This window comes from Pseudomonas azotoformans (assembly GCF_900103345.1).
GTDB lineage: Bacteria > Pseudomonadota > Gammaproteobacteria > Pseudomonadales > Pseudomonadaceae > Aquipseudomonas > Aquipseudomonas azotoformans.
On the sequence record NZ_LT629702.1, the window covers coordinates 2,968,383 to 2,986,827 of the forward strand.

General features: G+C 61.2%; 20 protein-coding genes. 9 read left to right on the forward strand and 11 right to left on the reverse strand.

Annotation, left to right across the window (positions count from 1 at the left end; all coding sequences use genetic code 11):
• Positions 1 to 74: 74 nt before the first annotated feature.
• Both BLR69_RS13165 and BLR69_RS13170 read right to left on the reverse strand, forming a co-directional pair.
• The gene (locus BLR69_RS13165) at positions 75 to 473 is read right to left on the reverse strand and encodes a DUF2177 family protein (RefSeq protein WP_071493810.1); all 399 of its coding nucleotides are present in this window, start codon (positions 471 to 473) and stop codon (positions 75 to 77) included.
• 52 nt (positions 474 to 525) lie between these two features.
• The gene (locus BLR69_RS13170) at positions 526 to 1,362 is read right to left on the reverse strand and encodes a CvfB family protein (protein ID WP_017134857.1); all 837 of its coding nucleotides are present in this window, start codon (positions 1,360 to 1,362) and stop codon (positions 526 to 528) included.
• A gap of 323 nt (positions 1,363 to 1,685) precedes the next feature.
• Between BLR69_RS13170 and BLR69_RS13175 the strand changes: the two genes are divergently transcribed.
• From BLR69_RS13175 to BLR69_RS13185, 3 genes are all read left to right on the forward strand, one after another.
• Entirely contained in the window at positions 1,686 to 1,865 is a 180-nt protein-coding gene (locus tag BLR69_RS13175) for a hypothetical protein (protein WP_003193095.1), read from the forward strand.
• Between the two features lie 196 nt (positions 1,866 to 2,061).
• Positions 2,062 to 2,784 (forward strand): TorF family putative porin, encoded by a 723-nt coding sequence (locus tag BLR69_RS13180; RefSeq protein WP_058425349.1) that lies wholly within the window; start codon positions 2,062 to 2,064, stop codon positions 2,782 to 2,784.
• Positions 2,785 to 2,849: 65 nt separating this feature from the next.
• Positions 2,850 to 3,716, forward strand: a complete 867-nt coding sequence (locus BLR69_RS13185; RefSeq protein ID WP_071493811.1) for a DUF6279 family lipoprotein — start codon at positions 2,850 to 2,852, stop codon at positions 3,714 to 3,716.
• Here BLR69_RS13185 and copD read toward each other — a convergent pair.
• From copD to BLR69_RS13215, 6 genes are all read right to left on the reverse strand, one after another.
• Positions 3,713 to 4,567 carry a copper homeostasis membrane protein CopD gene (gene copD, locus BLR69_RS13190; RefSeq protein ID WP_071493812.1) on the reverse strand — a complete coding sequence of 285 codons (855 nt, stop codon included), beginning with the start codon at positions 4,565 to 4,567 and terminating at the stop codon, positions 3,713 to 3,715. The two genes, BLR69_RS13185 and copD, sit on opposite strands and share 4 nt — an antisense overlap.
• On the reverse strand, positions 4,564 to 4,938 hold the full coding sequence (copC, locus tag BLR69_RS13195) for a copper homeostasis periplasmic binding protein CopC (protein WP_071493813.1): 375 nt from the start codon (positions 4,936 to 4,938) through the stop codon (positions 4,564 to 4,566). The genes copD and copC overlap by 4 nt, the downstream gene beginning before the upstream one ends.
• 54 nt (positions 4,939 to 4,992) lie before the next feature.
• Positions 4,993 to 5,808 carry a copper resistance protein B gene (locus BLR69_RS13200; RefSeq protein WP_071493814.1) on the reverse strand — a complete coding sequence of 272 codons (816 nt, stop codon included), beginning with the start codon at positions 5,806 to 5,808 and terminating at the stop codon, positions 4,993 to 4,995.
• 10 nt (positions 5,809 to 5,818) lie between these two features.
• Positions 5,819 to 7,516 carry a copper resistance system multicopper oxidase gene (locus tag BLR69_RS13205; protein WP_071493815.1) on the reverse strand — a complete coding sequence of 566 codons (1,698 nt, stop codon included), beginning with the start codon at positions 7,514 to 7,516 and terminating at the stop codon, positions 5,819 to 5,821.
• Between the two features lie 127 nt (positions 7,517 to 7,643).
• A complete protein-coding gene (locus BLR69_RS13210; protein ID WP_071493816.1) occupies positions 7,644 to 8,033 on the reverse strand; it encodes a transcriptional regulator in 390 nt (129 codons plus the stop codon).
• Positions 8,034 to 8,176: 143 nt separating this feature from the next.
• Positions 8,177 to 9,523, reverse strand: coding sequence for a DEAD/DEAH box helicase (locus BLR69_RS13215; protein ID WP_025855790.1), 1,347 nt, complete (start codon positions 9,521 to 9,523; stop codon positions 8,177 to 8,179).
• A gap of 192 nt (positions 9,524 to 9,715) precedes the next feature.
• On the opposite strand from BLR69_RS13215, the gene BLR69_RS13220 reads away from it, so the two are divergent.
• Entirely contained in the window at positions 9,716 to 11,014 is a 1,299-nt protein-coding gene (locus BLR69_RS13220) for a mechanosensitive ion channel family protein (protein WP_071493817.1), read from the forward strand.
• A 125-nt stretch (positions 11,015 to 11,139) separates the two neighbouring features.
• Here the strand turns inward: BLR69_RS13220 and BLR69_RS13225 are convergent, their stop codons facing one another.
• The 3 genes from BLR69_RS13225 to BLR69_RS13235 all read right to left on the reverse strand — a co-directional run bounded on the left by BLR69_RS13225 (position 11,140) and on the right by BLR69_RS13235 (position 13,262).
• On the reverse strand, positions 11,140 to 12,006 hold the full coding sequence (locus BLR69_RS13225) for a carboxylate/amino acid/amine transporter (RefSeq protein ID WP_071493818.1): 867 nt from the start codon (positions 12,004 to 12,006) through the stop codon (positions 11,140 to 11,142).
• 202 nt (positions 12,007 to 12,208) lie between these two features.
• Positions 12,209 to 12,808 (reverse strand): FMN-dependent NADH-azoreductase, encoded by a 600-nt coding sequence (locus BLR69_RS13230; protein ID WP_071493819.1) that lies wholly within the window; start codon positions 12,806 to 12,808, stop codon positions 12,209 to 12,211.
• 139 nt (positions 12,809 to 12,947) lie between these two features.
• Positions 12,948 to 13,262 carry a 3-phosphoglycerate kinase gene (locus tag BLR69_RS13235; protein WP_071493820.1) on the reverse strand — a complete coding sequence of 105 codons (315 nt, stop codon included), beginning with the start codon at positions 13,260 to 13,262 and terminating at the stop codon, positions 12,948 to 12,950.
• A gap of 49 nt (positions 13,263 to 13,311) precedes the next feature.
• On the opposite strand from BLR69_RS13235, the gene BLR69_RS13240 reads away from it, so the two are divergent.
• The 5 genes from BLR69_RS13240 (at position 13,312) to aqpZ (ending at position 18,415) form a co-directional block, all read left to right on the forward strand.
• Positions 13,312 to 14,235, forward strand: coding sequence for a LysR family transcriptional regulator (locus BLR69_RS13240; protein ID WP_058425360.1), 924 nt, complete (start codon positions 13,312 to 13,314; stop codon positions 14,233 to 14,235).
• 14 nt (positions 14,236 to 14,249) lie between these two features.
• Positions 14,250 to 15,053, forward strand: a complete 804-nt coding sequence (locus BLR69_RS13245) for an alpha/beta fold hydrolase (protein ID WP_071493821.1) — start codon at positions 14,250 to 14,252, stop codon at positions 15,051 to 15,053.
• Between the two features lie 3 nt (positions 15,054 to 15,056).
• Complete coding sequence (locus tag BLR69_RS13250) at positions 15,057 to 15,620, forward strand: peptidylprolyl isomerase (protein WP_058425362.1); 564 nt, start codon at positions 15,057 to 15,059, stop codon at positions 15,618 to 15,620.
• A gap of 85 nt (positions 15,621 to 15,705) precedes the next feature.
• Positions 15,706 to 17,538: an ABC transporter ATP-binding protein gene (locus BLR69_RS13255; RefSeq protein WP_071493822.1), complete on the forward strand. Its 1,833-nt coding sequence runs from the start codon at positions 15,706 to 15,708 to the stop codon at positions 17,536 to 17,538.
• A 175-nt stretch (positions 17,539 to 17,713) separates the two neighbouring features.
• Positions 17,714 to 18,415 (forward strand): aquaporin Z, encoded by a 702-nt coding sequence (gene aqpZ, locus BLR69_RS13260; protein ID WP_071493823.1) that lies wholly within the window; start codon positions 17,714 to 17,716, stop codon positions 18,413 to 18,415.
• The last annotated feature ends 30 nt before the right edge of the window (positions 18,416 to 18,445 follow it).

Consider the following 18,445-nt stretch of genomic DNA (forward strand, 5'->3'; position numbering starts at 1 on the left):
GTTCCAAAGAGATTGATAAGCGCCTATAGGGCGGCACTACGCTCAGCAACGGTGCACATACATCCTGTACACAATCAGCGGCGCACTCGTTGTGCACACAGGTAACCCACTGTGCAGCATGCGGCGGTCAGGAACGTCCCCCAAGCCATGTCCATGATCGCCAATTGCGCGGACCAGCCTTGCAGCGTGGCCCAGTTACTCAGGTCATAGGTGCCGTAGGCGACCAGGCCAAGCAAGGCGCCCAGGCGCGCGGCGCGTTGCCAGCTTGCACTTGGCAAGACCACGAACACGACGCAACCGAGCACATAAAGGAGATAAAACAGCGTTGCAGGCAAGAGGCGTGGTTGATCCAGCATCAGTGGACCCAGCAGGGACTTATAGGTGGGCCCCATGATGACGCCGAGCCAGAGGCCGTCCAGAATCAGGAAGGCGAGCAACGTGCCAAGGTAGGCGAACAGCGTTTTCTTATTCATTGAGGCGACCTCTGTAGACGCCAATGGGCGCCTACAGAAGAGCAAAACGCACTCAGCTTAGTTCAATACGATCCGCATGAATCACAATCTGGCCCTGCTTATACAGCGCACCGATGGCCTTCTTGAAGTTGCCCTTGCTCACGCCGAACAAGTTGCTGATCACCGCAGGGTCGCTCTTGTCACTGACCGGCAAGGTGCCGTTGTTTTCACGCAACTTGGCGAGGATCTTCGAGTTCAGGCTGGAGGCCGCTTCCTGGCCGACCGGTTGCAGGCTCAGGCTGATGTTGCCGTCGGCGCGGATCTCTTTGATAAAGCCCTTTTCTTCCTTACCCGGGCGCAGGAACTTGAACACTTCGTTCTTGTGGATCAGGCCCCAGTGCTTGTTGTTGATGATCGCCTTGAAGCCCATGTCCGTGGCTTCGGCCACCAGCAGGTCGACTTCCTGGCCCACCTGGTAGTTGGCCGGTGTCTTGTCCAGGTAGCGATCCAGGCGCGCGGTGGCGGTGATGCGCTTGGTGTGCTTGTCGAGATAGACATGCACCACGCAGTATTCACCGGCGGTCAACTGGCGCTTTTCTTCCGAATACGGCAGCAGCAGATCCTTGGGCAAACCCCAGTCGAGGAACACGCCAATACTGTTGACTTCCACCACTTTCAAACTGGCGAATTCGCCGACTTGAACTTTGGGTTTTTCAGTGGTGGCGATAAGTTTGTCATCGCTGTCCAGATAAATGAAAACATTAAGCCAGTCTTCATCTTCACTGGGAATATCTTTGGGAATATACCGATTGGGCAGGAGGATTTCGCCATCTTGCGCACCGTCCAGGTACAAACCAAAGTTAGTGTGTTTAACCACTTGCAAGCTGTTGTAGCGCCCGACTAAAGCCATGTCCAATACCCTCATTACGTGGGCGGCATTCTACCCGAGTTGCGCTCGCCACGCGCGCGCGCCTGAAAAATCGCGGGCTGGCGTGGCCTTCCAATGGCAGTGCCCCGCTCGTCCGATCGATCGGCTGAATTTTCCATGGTTGGCAAGCGCCACCCGCCCCCATGGTTTCGAGTTAAAACAGTAAGTTAGGGGCTTATTGATAAGATGAACTTCGGCGATTTCCGGCCGCCGCACTTATTCTCAGGGGATATTTACCAAGCAATTGTCAAGTATTTCCTGTACGATGCCTGGCCAAGTTAATTTTCTACAGGTTAGTGGCCGCCATGCGCGTAAAAGCATCCAACAGCAAAGCAAAGCCAGCTCCCGCCGTTGAAACCAGCGAGTCGATCAACAGCCAGATTGCGGCGTTCCTCAAGTCCGGCGGCGAAATCCAGCAAATTGCCAAGGGCGTAAGCGGCCAGACTTTCGGCCCGTCCAAGCAGATCAGCCTGGGTAAAAAGTAATACCGCGCAACCCCCCTGGTCCCTAAGCGTCTTGACTCTCAAGGCGCTAGGACTAGAGCCCGAAATACCCCTTCTATACCTCTAATCGACGAACGGGCCTCAGCGCCTGGCATTCGCCGGTATGCTTGCACACGTCTAGCACGGGCATCTGCCCGATTTTCTCCGTCACTGCTCCTCGCTTTTCATGGAGTGAAGCATGTTCAAACCCTGCATCTTCCTGGTCTTTGCCCTGGTTGCCAGCCCTCTCGCCGAAGCGCAGATCTTCCAGCGCGAATTGGGCGACTTCGACCTGAAATTGGGCACCACGCCCAGCCGCAGCATGGCCCAGGGCCTGGTCAAACCCACCTCCCCCGGCAGCGACTCGTTCCATGGCGGGCTGGACCTGAGCCACGACAGTGGCCTGTATTTCGGTCAGTTCTCACCGAACATGGGCTTGTCTTCGTCCAGCAACCTCGAAGTCGATTCGTACATGGGTTTCAAACATCCCTTCGACCAGACCCTGGGCTACGAAGTGGGCCTGATCCACTACAGCTACCCCAAGCTCAGCCCCCTCGACAGCCAGGAGTTCTACGGCGGTCTGAACCTGTTGGGCAACCGCTTCGGCGCATCCTTCAGCAACGACCCGGACCGCCAGGACAGCACCCTGTTCGCCGACCTTGGTGGCACACAACCGTTTGGTATTGGCGTCAGCATGAAATACACCACTCATCAGTTGGGCACCCCGGTGTCGGTGGAAGGCGGTTCCATCCGCAGCTTCAGCGACTGGTCGGTGCAATTCTCCCGGGAATGGATGGGGGTTGACCTGAACCTGATCTACAGCGACTCCAGCCTCAGCGGCGGGGATTGCTCGGCCTATTCCGGACACAATTCGCAATGCGATGGTCTGTTGACGCTAAAGGCCGCACGGTCGTTCTATTGATGGGCTGAACTGTCGCACCCTGCGCGGGTTCACATGTGATAACCCACTTCGCGAAGGACCCGCCCATGCTGCGTCGGCTCAAACTACTGGTGCTATTGCTGACCCTGAGCCTCGTGCTCGCCGGCTGCAATCGCGTGGGCCTGGCCTACCGCAATCTGGACGTGATCATACCCTGGACCCTCAACGACTACCTGGACATGAACGCCGGGCAGAAGAGCTGGTTCAACGACACCCTCAAGCAGCACCTGGCCTGGCACTGCACCACGCAATTGCCGGGTTACCTGGATTGGCTGGACCGCCTGCAGCGGATGGCCGACGACAACCAGGTCACCGACGCCGCCTTGCAGGCCCGTACCGTCGAGGCCAAGCAGGCCATCGACGAAATCGCCCGCGAGATCACCCCGTCCGCCATCCAACTGCTGCAGGGCCTGGATGATCAGCAGGTCAAGGACATGAACGACGCGCTGGCCAAGGACCTGCGCAAACGCCAGGACGACTACCTCAAGCCGCCCCTGGCTCAGCAGATCAAGGAACGCGCCGAGCGCATGAGCAAGCGCCTGGACGCCTGGATCGGCCCGCTCAGCGTCAGCCAGCAGAACCGCGTGACCGCGTGGTCCATCGCCCTGGGCGAGCAGAACCAGGAATGGATCGGCAATCGCGTCCGCTGGCAGGCGCAATTTATCGACGCCGTGCAACAACGCCGCAGTGCCGATTTCCCGCAGAAGGTCCAGCAGTTGCTGGTGGACCGTGAAAGCCTGTGGACCCCGGAGTACAGAGCAGCTTATGCCCAGACAGAAGCGGCGGCGCGCAGCCTGATTGTCGATGTGATGGCCGAAAGTACGCTGCAACAACGGCAGAAACTCACCCAGAAAATCGACAAGGTGCGCAGCGACTTCCAGGCACTCAAATGCTTGAAGAGCGCGCAGTCCTAACCGGGCGCCAACGTCCCCAGCCAGGCCACCAGCGCCAGGATCAACACCACTGCGGCAGACTCCAGCGCAATGCTGCGGCGCAGTGCTCTGCTTGCCACGGTAATGTCGCCCGCCGCCAGGGCGCGTTGCAGCAACGGCGTGAAGTGCGAACGATTGAGCGCCGCCAGCCCCAGCATCAAACCGAACAGGCCCAACTTGAAACACAACAGGACCGCATAGGTGCCACCGTTGATGCCATCGAGGTTCGGCCCGACCACGAACAGATAATTCGCCACGCCCGTGCCAATCAGCACTGCCACGAATACCGCGCCCATCCGCCCGAAACCTGCCAGCGCATGCGCCAACCTATGGAGCGCCGGCAAAGACCTGCGTCTCAGCGCTAACCCGAACGCAGCGAGTGCGCCGACCCATCCCCCCGCCGCCAGCAGGTGCGCACTGTCACTGAGAACATGCCACAGCCCCAGCGCCCCCTCGTGCATCACACCGTGGCCCGCCCACGCCAGCGTGACCAGCGCAAGCGCGCCGAACAGCGGTGCCAGCCGGGTACTGAGCACAACCAGCATCAAGGCCACCACTCGCAGGCCCCAGGTCCCACCCAGCTCGGTCTGCCCGAGCATCATCTGCAGGTGCGGCCACAGCGTTTGCCAATCTTCGGCGCCGCTCATGGCCTGGGTCATGGACAGCAACGACGCGACCGAAAGCAGCACACCCAGGCACGCCATCAGTCGCAACAGCGGCTGCAACTTCCAAAGGCGGCGGTCGCCATAAAGGCCAAACAAACCCAGGCCGAACACCAGCATCAAGTCCAGATAAAGCGCAAAACGCAGGAGTATCGGAACCACTTCGCTCATGGCTGGACGCTGAACATCACATTACCCAGGATCGGGTGCGTATCGGACGACACCGCGCGCCAATCCACCCGGTAAGTACCCGCCGTCAGCGCGGACGCCGGCTTGATCAGCATCACCTTGGGATCGGTACTGGCCGCGACACTGGCCTTCACCGGCATCGGCGAGTGGGACATGCCGGGCATGTCAGTCATGGTCAGTTTGGCACCGGAAAACTGCGTCAGCAGGTTTTCCGAGAAGCGCAGTTCGATCACGGCCGGCGGCGCCCCCTTGGCCCCATCCGATGGTGTGGACGACAGCAGCTTCGGATGAGCCGATACCGCCAGGCTGCTGATCAGTCCGGCGCACAGCACAGTGGTTTTCAACAATGACATGCAAGGCTCCAGGCCGCTCATGGCGGCGAGTGAATCATAGAGAGGGGGAAACCATCAGAACCACAGGCGCACACCGACGACCCAGCGCCATTGGCTGGTGTCCTCGCCTTCATCCCGGGCGTATTGCGCAGTCTGGCCGTAGCTGCGGTTCCAGCTGACGCCCATGTAGGGCGCAAACTCACGGCGCACTTCATAACGCAGCCTCAAACCCAGCTCACTATCCGACAGGCCCGAGCCGATGCCGCGCTGTGGGTCGTTGCGTCCATAGAAGTTGAGTTCAGCGGTGGGCTGCAGGATCAGCCGGTTGGTCAGCAGGATGTCGTAGTCGCCTTCCAGGCGAGCAGCGGTACGACCCGCCTCACCGACAAACAACGTGGCTTCGGCTTCGAAGTTGTACAGCGCCATGCCCTGGGCGCCGAACGCCGCCCAGGTCTGGCCGTCGCCTGGCTTGAAGTCCTGGCGCACGCCGCCCACCAGGTCCCACCACGGGCTGATGGCATGCCCCCACAGGGCCTGGACTTCGGCGCTTTCAGTGCGACCGGCACTGCGCTCGCCTTCGCTGCGTAGCCACAGGCGGTCGATATCGCCGCCGACCCAGCCTTTGATATCCCAGTTCAGCGCGCCTGCACCGTCACCGTCCTGCCATTCCAACTGGTTGATCAGCAGCAAAGAATTGATGCCACTATCGTGAACCCTGTGCCCACCGGGGGCGTTGTACACCGCCGCGCGATCAGCATCGGTCAGCGCAGGAATCGGAGTGCGACTTTCGGTAAGGGCCGGTGTCGCCGGGCTCATGCCCTGGAACTCGTCGGCCTGCGCCAGCGGAGCGAGCGCCAGCCCGAAGAAGGTCAATAAAACACGATGGCTCATGTTTGCGTCCTTATTCATGCACGCGCACCTCACGGAACATGCCCATTTCCATGTGGTACAGCAGGTGGCAGTGATAGGCCCAGCGCCCCAGCGCATCGGCGGTTACGCGGTAGCTGCGGCGCGAGCCCGGCGGCATGTCGATGGTGTGCTTGCGCACCTGGAACTGGCCGTTCTCATCCTCCAGATCACTCCACAAGCCATGCAGGTGAATGGGATGACTCATCATGGTGTCGTTGACCAGCACCAGCCGGACCCGCTCGCCATACGTGAGCTGCAAGGGTTCGGCATCGGAGAACTTCACGCCATTGAACGACCAGGCGAACTTCTCCATGTGCCCGGTGAGGTGCAGTTCAATCGTGCGGCTGGGGTCGCGGCCGTCGGGGTCCTCGAAAGTGCTGCGCAGGTCGGCATAGGTGAGCACACGGCGGCCATTGTTGCGCAGGCCGATGCCAGGGTCATCGAGCTTGGGCACCGGGCTCATGGCCTGCATATCCACCAGCGGGTTGTGTTGCTCGCTGGCCGGATGGGCCTGCATCGACATGGCGCTGTGATCCATGCCCGGCATATCCGCCATGGCGCCGTGATCCATGCCGCCCATGCCCATGTCGTCCATGGTGATCCAGGGGCGCGGGTCCAGCGCCGGCACCGGTGCGATTGCTCCAGCTTGAAGGGCCAGCGTGCCGCGGGCGTAGCCGCTGCGGTCCATCGACTGCGCAAACAGGGTATAGGCGGCTGCAGTAGGTTCGACCAGCACATCGAAGGTCTCCGCCACGGCAATGCGGAACTCATCGACACTCACCGGCTGCAGCGGCTGGCCATCGGCCGCGATCACCGTCATTTTCAGCCCCGGGATGCGCACATCGAAATAGCTCATCGCCGAGCCGTTGATGAAGCGCAGGCGCAGGGTCTCGCCCGCACGGAACAGGCCGGTCCAGTTATGCTCGGGCGGCTGGCCGTTGAGCAGGTAGGTGTAGGTCTCGCCGCTGACGTCGGCAAGGTCGGTGGGGTTCATCTTCATCTGTGCCCACATCAGACGGTCGGCGGCAGTGGCCGACCAGCCCTGCTTGCCCACATCCCGCACAAAATCGCCCACGGTCGGTTTGTGCAGGTTGTAGTAGTCGGACTGTTTCTTGAGGGTTTTCATCAGCGCGACCGGGTCTTCATCGGTCCAGTCCGACAGCATCACCACGTAGTCACGTTGGTAGGTGAAGGGCTCGGGCTCCCTGGGATCGATCACCAGCGGACCATACACGCCTTGCTGTTCCTGGAACCCGGAATGGCTGTGGTACCAGTAGGTACCGTGCTGCTTGAGCGTGAACTGGTAGACAAACACCCCACCCGGCTCGATGCCCTGGAAACTCAGTCCGGGCACGCCGTCCATGGTCGACGGCAGCAGAATGCCGTGCCAGTGGATCGACGTCGGCTCGGCCAGGCGGTTCTTCACGCGCACGGTGACCGTGTCGCCTTCGCGCCACCGTAGCAAGGGGCCAGGCAGGCTGCCGTTGATGGTCAGCGCGGTGCGGTTGCGACCGGTGAGGTTGACCGGCGTCTGATCGATGAACAGATCAAATTCGGTGCCTGCCAGCACGGTGGGCTGGCCGAGGCCGGTGAGGGCCCAGACCGGGCTGCGCCAAAGCCCGAGCCCGCTCAGCAAACTGCAGGCGGCCAGGCCTTTGACGAAGGTTCGTCGGGTGGTTGTGGGGTGCATGCCGATTCAATTCCATGAGTTGAATGGCAGCAGAGTAGGCAGGGCCGGCTGTCAGCCAGCTTAGCGGCAGATTACCGATCTGACAGTTTCGCCCCGGCTTTGCGACAGTGCCGGGGCGCGATGGGTATCAGGCGATCTGCGCCTTGGAGGCCACCTCGGCAAAGGTCGCCGGGTCCAGCGCATCTGCCTGCTCGTCCAGCACCTGACGCGGGTGATCATTGCCGGGGATCGAACTGTCGATCAGCGCCAGCAACTGTGCGCCGAGCGGGGTCAGGATGAAATTTTCACCGTTGCCACCCTCGTCTTCAGGACGCGACGCTATGAAACCGCGCTTGAACAACAGCGCCTCATAATCGGCAGCAGTCTTTTTCAGCACGTCCAGATTGCCGGTGGACTCACCCGCCGTGGCCTTCTCGGCCGCTTCCTGCTCGGCGTATTTGCGCGGGGCGAAGCTGCCCTCGCCGTTCTGCACTTCGTGCAGCAGACGTTCGATCAGATCCCAGTTGTAAGTCGTCATCCTGATTCCTCCTGCAGGCGGGTGGAAAATAGCCTGTCAAACGGTGGACAGGCACCATTACGCACCGTTCCGTCCACCTGACGAAGAACCTGAGGGCATAAAAAAACCGGACAATCGTCCGGTTTTTTCACATCACCCAAGCCTTACTCGGCAGCCGGGGCTTCCGGCTTGCGGCGCTTGAGCGGTGCCATGCCGTCCTTGCTGACGAGCGACAGGTTGTCGGTCTTCGGCCGGTTGGCGATCTTGCGCTTGGTCGGCGACTTGGCGCCGGTTTTCTTCTTGTCGCCCTTGGCGTCGGTCTTTTTCTTCTTCACACCAACGGCCTTGCCCGATGCCTTGACCTTCTTCGGCCCGGTGTAGGTGCCTTTGACTTCCTTGATGGTACGACGCTCGAACGACTGCTTGAGGTAGCGCTCGATGCTCGACATCAGGTTCCAGTCGCCGTGGCAGATCAGCGAGATGGCCAGGCCATCGTTGCCGGCACGCCCGGTACGGCCGATACGGTGCACATATTCGTCGCCGCTGCGGGGCATGTCGAAGTTGATCACCAGGTCCAGGCCGTCCACGTCCAGGCCGCGCGCGGCAACGTCAGTGGCCACCAGAATTTTCACGCCGCCGGCCTTGAGGCGGTCGATGGCCAGCTTGCGGTCCTTCTGGTCTTTCTCGCCGTGCAGCACGAACGCCTTGTATTCCTGGGCCACCAGCCGGCCGTAGATGCGGTCGGCGGCAGCGCGGGTGTTGGTGAACACAATGGCTTTCTGATAGGTCTCGTTGGCCAGCAGCCAGTTGAGTATCTGCTCTTTGTGCACGTTGTGGTCGGCGGTGACGATCTGCTGGCGCGTGGTCGCGTTCAGGTCGCTGACGTTGTTGACCTGCAGGTGCTCGGGGTTGTTCAGCACCTTGGCGACCATCTCGCGCAGGGTGGAACCGCCGGTGGTGGCGGAGAACAGCATGGTCTGCTGGCGGTTGACGCATTCGCCCACCAGGCGCTGCACGTCGTCGGCAAAACCCATGTCGAGCATGCGGTCGGCTTCGTCCAGCACCAGCACTTCGACTTCCTTGAGGTCGAGGTTGCCGGCGTTGAGTTGCTCGATCATGCGGCCCGGGGTGCCGATCAGGATATCCGGCACCTTGCGCAGCATGGCGGCCTGGACCTTGAAGTCTTCACCGCCGGTGATGATGCCGGACTTGATGAAGGTGAATTGGGAGAAGCGCTCCACTTCCTTCAACGTCTGCTGGGCCAGCTCGCGGGTCGGCAGCAGGATCAGGGTCTTGATGCTGACACGCACTTTGGCCGGGCCGATCAGGCGGTTCAGTACAGGCAGGACGAAAGCGGCGGTCTTGCCACTCCCGGTTTGAGCTGTCACCCGCAGGTCACGCCCTTCGAGCGCGAGCGGGATGGCCGCTGCTTGCACAGGCGTAGGCTCGACAAATTTAAGCTCGGCCACGGCTTTGAGCAGGCGTTCGTGCAGGGCGAATTGGGAAAACACGGGTGCTACCTCGAAGAAATACAAAAATCAGCTGCATAGGTTACCGGTTTCGGGCGCCCAAACCGAGTTTCTTTACGCGAACGGTGCTAATCGGCCGCTTTTTTGTCAGGACATTTGTCCATGACGTCAACTTTGTTGCACTTAAATGCTCTAATCGCCCCGTCTTGTCCCACAGAAGAATCGGTTTCACCCATGGATATCAAACAGCTCTGGCTCAACGCCCAGGACCTCTGGGGCGCCCTCGATGAACACCCGCTGCTGCACGCCAGCCTCGGCTTGCTGGTGTTGCTGGTGGTGGCCCTGGTGCTCGGACGACTGGCGCGCTACCTCATCCTCCACGCGGTCAAACTGCTTGGCCGGCAACCGTCCCTGCACTGGCTCAACGACCTGCGGCACAACAAAGTCTTCCATCGCCTGGCCCAGATGACACCGTCACTGGTGATCCAGTTCGGCCTGTACCTGGTGCCGGACCTGAGCAAGACCGCCATCCTGTTCATCGGTAACGTGGCCCTGGCATTGAGCATCCTGTTCCTGGTGCTGGCCATCAGCGCCCTGCTCAACGCCTTGCTGGACATCTACGCCCGCACCGAACACGCGCGCACCCGTTCGATCAAGGGCTACGTGCAGTTGGCGAAGATGGTGCTGTTCGTGTTTGGCGCGATCATCATCGTTGCCACCCTGATCGACCGCTCGCCGCTGTTGCTGCTGTCGGGCCTGGGTGCGATGTCGGCGGTGATCCTGTTGGTGTACAAGGACACGCTGCTGTCGTTCGTCGCCAGCGTGCAGTTGACCAGCAACGACATGCTGCGGGTCGGCGACTGGATCGAAATGCCCCAGGTCGGCGCTGACGGCGACGTAGTGGACATCACCCTGCACACGGTCAAAGTGCAGAACTTCGACAAGACCATCGTCTCCATCCCCACCTGGCGCCTGATGTCCGAGTCGTTCAAGAACTGGCGCGGCATGCAGGCCTCCGGCGGGCGCCGCATCAAGCGCAGCCTGTTCATCGACGCCAGCGGCGTGCGCTTCCTGCGCGACGACGAAGAACTGCGCATGACCCAGGTGCACCTGCTCACCGACTACATCGGGCGCAAACAGGCCGAACTCAAGGCCTGGAACGAAGCACAGGGCCACAGCGCGCAACTGTCGGCCAATCGCCGCCGCATGACCAACCTCGGTACCTTCCGCGCCTATGCCCTGGCCTACCTGAAAAGCCACCCGGACATCCAGCCGAACATGACCTGCATGGTGCGCCAGATGCAGACCACTGCCCAGGGCGTGCCGCTGGAGATCTACTGCTTTACCCGCACCACGGCGTGGGCGGATTACGAGCGCATCCAGGGGGATATCTTTGATTACCTGCTGGCGGTGTTGCCGGAGTTTGGCTTGAGTTTGTATCAGCAGCCGAGTGGTAATGACTTGCGTACTGGGATGCTACCGGCCTTGCTCGGCGCCAGTCATTTGCCAACGCAGGAAAACAAATCTGCCTGACACTAGTCCCCCTGTGGGAGCGGGCTTGTGTGGGAGCGGGCTTGCTCGCGAAAGCTTTTTGTCAGTTGATGCATCTGGTGACTGACACACCGCATTCGCGAGCAAGCCCGCTCCCACAAGGGGGGTCAGCGCAGTATCGGCTGTTTGCGCCCCCCCAACCGACTGATCCACACCGCCCCCAGAATCACCAGCCCACCCAACGCCAACCGCCCCAGCGGTTCATGCTGGTTCCAGATCAGCAAATTCAACAGCAGCCCCACCGGCACATGCAGGTTGTTCATCACCGCCAGGGTGCCGCCCTGCACCAGGCAGGCGCCTTTATTCCACCAATACATGCCCAGCGCCGTACTGACCAGGCCCAGGAACACCAGCACGCCCCATTGCAGCGGCGCCTCCGGCAGAAAGTTGGCTTTGCCGAACAGCAGGAACGCCGGCAACACCACCAGCAACGCGCCGAGGTAGAAGTAACCGAAGCGCCGGTAGTGCGGCAGATTGCTCGGGTAACGCGCCACCAGGTGCTTGTACATCACTTGCCCGGCAGCGTAGGTGAAGTTGGCCAGTTGCAGCAGCAGGAAGCCACCAAGGAAATGCGGGGTGATCTGGTCGAAGCGAATCACCGCGGCGCCCGCTACCGCCACCAGTGCGGCGACCAACGCCCAGGGGTTGAAGCGACGGTTGAGGGCGTCCTCGATAAGGGTCACGTGCAGCGGCGTGAGAATGGTGAACAGCAACACTTCCGGCACAGTGAGCACGCGAAAGCTCAGGTACAGGCACACGTAGGTCACGCCGAACTGCAGTGCGCCGATCACCAGCATGCCGCGCATGAAGGCCGGTTCCACCGAACGCCAGCGGGTCAGCGGGATGAAGACCAGGCCGGCCAGCAGCACACGTACCAGCACGGCGAAGTAGCTGTCGACGTGACCGGCGAGGTATTCGCCGATCAAGCTGAAGGAAAATGCCTGAATCAGGGTGACAACCAGTAAATAGCCCATGCGCGCCTCGTTTCGAATGGGCGGGACATTAAAGGTTTTCGGCGGTTGAAGAAACTCGGGGCAAAAAAAACCCGACCTCGCTATAGCGTCAGTCGGGCGGTAGCACTCAGGAGCAATAGTGCAAAGGGAGGTTCGTTACGCGTACTTGAAGGGTTGGCGTGAAGCGATATAAACACCGCGCGATTATGTGACGATTAAAGGATCAAGCCACCTGGGCCAGCAGCGCCTTGGCGTGGTTGATGCCCTTTTCCTGGAAGTCCCCGCTCAGGTTCACCCCTTCTGCGTGAATGAAGGTGACGTCGTGAATCCCGATGAAGGCCATGACCTGACGCAGGTACGGTTCCTGGTGATCGGAGCTGGCACCGGTGTGGATGCCGCCGCGAGCAGTCAGCACGATGGCGCGCTTGCCGGTCAGCAGACCCTGAGGGCCGGTGGCGGTGTACTTGAAGGTCACACCCGCACGCAACACGTGGTCCAGCCAGGCTTTGAGGGTGCTGGGGATAGCGAAGTTGTACATCGGCGCGGCCATCACCAGGACGTCGGCGGCGAGCAGTTCGTCGGTCAATGCGTTGGAGCGATCCAGGGAGGCCTGTTCGTTGCCATTGCGTTGATCCGCCGGTTTCATCCAGCCGCCGAGCAGGTTGGCATCCAGGTGCGGGACCGGGTTGAGGGCCACGTCACGTACGGTGATCTGATCCGCCGGGTGCGCGGCCTGCCATTGGCTGATGAACTGCTGGGTCAGTTGGCGGGAAATTGAATCCTGCTGGCGGGCGCTGCTTTCGATGATCAGAACGTTGGACATGGCGTTGTAGGCTCCATCTGTAATTGCTGTAAGTCGATGGAGTGAAGATTAAACAGAGCCAATTCGATTAAAAAGCGCAAAAAACTGCTATAACCCATCTATAAATTTGTTTATAGGCAGAGCATGCTCCGCTCTCGGGTTATTTCGGCGTGCAGGCCAAGGCAATACGCATCTTGATAATCGCGCGGTTGAACTTGACCGTGGTGTTGGTGCTTTTGCCCGCCGGCACCGTGACCGTACGGCGACGTGGGGATTCCGGGCCGTTGGTGAAGGTCACCGAGCACACGGCATCGTGGGTGCCGTAGTTATTGAGTTGGATCGAGCTGATATCGCCGTCCACGTCGGAGGCGGTGTAATCGATGCTCACACCGTCGATCGTCTTGGTCACGTCGATGGGGTAGGCAAACACGCTCATCGGCAGCAGCGCCAGCAACACACAACAGAATTTTCTCATTCGGCAGTCTCCAATATGGACAGCCAGCTTAGGACAAGAGGAGCCCATCTTGAAAGCGCCCCGCGTTACCCTCGATCAATGGCGCACGCTGCAGGCCGTGGTCGACCATGGCGGCTTCGCCCAGGCGGCCGAAGCGCTGCACCGTTCGCAGTCCTCGGTCAGCTACACCGTGGCCCGCATGCAAGACCAGCTTGGCGTACCGCTGCTGCGCATCGACGGACGCAAGGCGGTACTCACCGACGCCGGTGAAGTGCTGTTGCGTCGCTCCCGGCAACTGGTGAAAAACGCCAGCCAGCTGGAAGACCTTGCCCACCATATGGAACAGGGCTGGGAAGCCGAGGTGCGCCTGGTGGTGGATGCGGCTTACCCCAATGCGCGTCTGGTTCGCGCCCTCACCGCATTCATGCCGCAAAGCCGTGGCTGCCGCGTGCGCCTGCGTGAAGAGGTGTTGTCGGGCGTAGAAGAGTTGCTGATGGAAGGCGTGGCCGACCTGGCGATCTGCGGGTTCAGCATACCCGGCTACCTCGGTACGGAAATGAGCGATGTGGAGTTTGTCGCCGTGGCCCACCCGGAGCATGCACTGCACCGCATGAACCGCGAGTTGAGCTTCCAGGACCTGGAAAGCCAGATGCAGGTGGTGATCCGCGACTCCGGCCGCCAGCAACCCCGCGACGTGGGCTGGCTCGGCGCCGAGCAGCGCTGGACCGTCGGCAGCCTGGCCACCGCCGCCGCCTTTGTCGGCAGCGGCCTGGGCTTTGCCTGGTTGCCCCGGCACATGATCGAGCGCGAACTCGCCGAGGGCGTGCTCAAGCAACTGCCCCTGGAACAGGGCGGCAGCCGCCACCCCACGTTCTACCTGTATTCAAACAAGGACAAACCCCTGGGGCCTGCCACGCAGATCCTCGTGGAACTGCTGCGCACCTTTGATACCGCACCGCTGGACGCGCCTTTCGCCGCCCCCCGGCAAGCCTGAAACGGAGTTCGCCCATGGCCTGGTTCGACCATGAAGGATGCAGCCTGCACTACGAGGAATATGGCCACGGCGCGCCGCTGGTGCTGATCCACGGCCTGGGCTCCAGCAGTCAGGATTGGGAACTGCAGATTCCAGTACTGGCCCGGCATTACCGCCTGGTCGTGGTGGACGTGCGCGGTCACGGCCGCTCGGACAAACCGCGCGAACGCTACAGCATCCAGGGTTTCACCTATGACCTGATCGCCTTGTTCGAGCACCTGGGCCTGCCACCGGCCCACGTGGTGGGCTTGTCCATGGGCGGCATGATCGCTTTCCAACTGGCCGTGGACGAACCCGCGCTGGTCAAAAGCCTGTGCATCGTCAACAGCGCCCCCGAGGTCAAGGTGCGCAGTGCCGATGATTACTGGCAGTGGGCCAAGCGCTGGAGCCTGGCACGCTTGCTGAGCCTGTCCACGATCGGCAAGGCGTTGGGCGAGCGGCTCTTCCCCAAACCGCACCAGGCCGAGCTGCGCCGCAAGATGGCCGAACGCTGGGCAAAGAACGACAAACGTGCTTATCTCGCCAGCTTCGATGCGATTGTGGGCTGGGGCGTGCAGGAACGACTTTCGCGGATCACCTGTCCAACCCTGGTCATCAGCGCCGACCACGACTACACCCCTGTGGCGCAGAAACAAAACTATGTAAAACTGCTGCCCGATGCGCGACTGGTGGTGATAGAAGATTCCCGCCATGCCACGCCCTTGGACCAACCCGAAGTCTTTAACGCAACCTTGCTCGATTTTCTAAAGACAGTCGAAACCACTAACCAGGATCACTGACCCATGCTGAAAAAAATCGCCTTCTTTGCCGGTTCTGTTCTGTTCGCCGCCAACCTGATGGCCGCCGAGCCCGCCAAGGCGCCCCACGTATTGATCACCACCACCAACGGCGACATCGAGATCGAACTGGATCCGGTCAAGGCGCCAATCAGCACCAAGAACTTCCTGGCCTACGTCGACAAGGGCTTCTACACCAACACGATTTTCCACCGTGTAATTCCGGGCTTCATGGTCCAGGGCGGCGGGTTCACCGCGCAGATGGCGCAGAAGCCGACCGACGCGCCAATCAAGAACGAAGCCAGCAACGGCCTGCATAACGTGCGTGGCACCTTGTCCATGGCGCGCACCAATGACCCGAATTCGGCCACCAGCCAATTCTTCATCAACGTCGCCGACAATGCGTTCCTCGACCCGGGCCGCGATGCCGGTTACGCCGTGTTCGCCAAAGTGGTCAAGGGCATGGATGTGGTCGACATCATCGTCAACTCCCAGACCACCACCAAGCAGGGCATGCAGAACGTGCCAATCGATCCTGTCCTGATCAAGTCGGCCAAGCGCATCGACTGATGCCTGGCAGGCAGCTCCGTGCGCAGCCCACAAGGCCGCGCGCGCATTTGTAAAAGGAGAGCCCGCACGGCGGGCGTCAAACTGAATGCTCTATCGTCGCTTTGAACAACTGATCGACATCTTCCGCGACGCCCCGAGCGCCGCCCCGCCTGATAAAGTCCTGCCTTTCTACCTGTACTACCTGCGCCAGGTTTGGCCGCATTTTGCTGCCTTGCTGGTGGTGGGTCTGATCGGTGCGCTGATCGAAGTGGCGCTGTTCAGCTACCTGAGTCGCATCATCGACCTGGCCCAGGGCACGCCACCGGCCAACTTCTTTCAGGTTCACAGCACCGAGCTGATCTGGATGGCCGTGGTCGCCCTGCTGCTGCGCCCCATCTTCGGCGCCCTGCATGACCTGCTGGTGCACCAGACCATCAGCCCCGGCATGACCAGCCTGATCCGCTGGCAGAACCACAGCTACGTGCTCAAGCAGAGCCTGAATTTCTTCCAGAACGACTTCGCCGGACGTATTGCCCAGCGCATCATGCAAACCGGCAACTCGCTGCGCGACTCCGCCGTGGCCGCGGTGGATGCGATCTGGCACGTGGCGATCTACGCCATCAGTTCCCTGGTGCTGTTTGCCGAGGCCGACTGGCGCCTGATGATCCCGCTGGTGACCTGGATCCTCTGCTACAGCCTGGCGCTGCGCTACTTTGTACCTAGGGTGAAGGAGCGCTCGGTGATTTCCTCCGAGGCGCGCTCCAAATTGATGGGCCGCATCGTCGACGGCTACACCAACATCACCACCTTGAAGCTGTTCGCCCATACCCGCTATGAGCAGGAGTACGCCAAGGAAGCGATCGTCGAGCAGACCGAAAAAACCCAGTTGGCCAGCCGCGTGGTCACCAGCATGGACATCGTGATCACCACCATGAACGGCCTGCTGATCGTGACCACCACCGGCCTGGCGCTGTGGTTGTGGACGCAATCGATGATTTCCGTTGGCGCGATTGCCCTGGCTACAGGCCTGGTAATCCGTATCGTCAACATGTCCGGCTGGATCATGTGGGTGGTCAACGGCATTTTCGAAAACATCGGCCAGGTGCAGGATGGCCTGAAGACCATCGCCCAGCCGCTGGCGGTGATCGACCGCGATAACGCCCCGCGCCTGAGCGTGCCCCGTGGCCAAGTGCGTTTTGAGCAGGTGGATTTCCATTACGGCAAGAAGAGCGGGATTATTGGCGGCCTCAACCTTGAGATCAAGGCCGGTGAAAAGATCGGCCTGATCGGCCCGTCCGGTGCGGGCAAGTCGACCCTGGTCAACCTGCTGCTGCGCCTGTACGACCTGCAAGGCGGGCGCATCCTGATCGACGGCCAGAACATCGCCGACGTCGCCCAGGAAAGCTTGCGCGAGCAGATCGGCATGATCACCCAGGACACGTCGCTGCTGCATCGCTCGATCCGCGACAACCTGCTGTACGGCAAACCGGACGCTACCGACGAAGAACTCTGGGCCGCCGTGCACAAGGCGCGCGCGGATGAGTTCATCCCCTTGCTGTCGGACTCCGAAGGCCGCACCGGGCTGGATGCGCATGTGGGTGAGCGCGGAGTGAAACTCTCCGGCGGGCAGCGTCAACGTATCGCCATCGCCCGCGTACTGCTCAAGGACGCGCCGATCCTGATCATGGACGAAGCCACTTCAGCGCTGGACTCGGAAGTGGAAGCCGCGATCCAGGAAAGCCTGGAAACCCTGATGCAAGGCAAGACCGTGATCGCGATTGCCCACCGCTTGTCGACCATTGCGCGGATGGACCGCCTGGTGGTGCTGGAGAAAGGCAAGATCGCCGAGAGCGGCAGCCATGCCGAACTGCTGGCCCATGGTGGGTTGTATGCGCGGTTGTGGCAGCACCAGACCGGCGGCTTCGTCGGTATCGACTGACCCTTACACAACCCAGCCTGTGGGAGGGGGCAAGCCCCCTCCCACTTTAGAGCCCTGGATTTGTGCCATACCCGTGCTGTACTCAGTGCAGTGCCCAGACGGGCGCTGAAGTAAATCTGCAGGGAGCATCACTGATTTACGGATCCGGTAGAGCGATCTATCAAGGACGGGTTGCATGTCTTTGTTCAAGCGTTCAGTCACAGAGGGGTTAGGTACGTTTTGGCTGGTGTTGGGCGGATGCGGGAGTGCGGTGTTGGCCGCCGCGTTCCCCGCAGTCGGGATAGGGTTGTTGGGCGTGTCACTGGCCTTCGGGCTCACGGTGCTGACCATGGCGTTCGCCATCGGGCATATCAGCGGTTGTCACCTCAACCCGGCAGTATCGGTGGGGCTGGTGGTGGGCGGAAGGTTTCCAGCCCGGGAGTTACCGGCTTACATTGTCTCGCAGGTAGTCGGCGGTACGCTCGCCGCTGCGTTGCTGTACTTCATTGCCAGCGGCAAGCCGGGGTTCGAACTGGCGTCGGGCCTGGCCTCCAACGGCTATGGCGAGCATTCGCCTGGCGGTTACTCAATGGCGGCGGGGTTTGTCTGTGAGTGGGTGATGACGGCAATGTTCGTGCTGATCATCCTCGGCGCCACCGACCGCCGTGCCCCGCCAGGCCTTGCACCGATAGCCATCGGTTTGGCGTTGACACTCATCCACCTGATCTCCATTCCCGTCACCAACACCTCAGTCAACCCGGCCCGCAGCACCGGCCCTGCACTGATCGTCGGCGGATGGGCGATCCAGCAATTGTGGATGTTCTGGCTTGCGCCGATCCTGGGCGCGGTGATCGGTGGGTTCACTTATCGATGGCTGGGCAAGGAGGCGGCGGGCTGACGCCTCACCTGTAGGAGCGAGCTTGCTCGC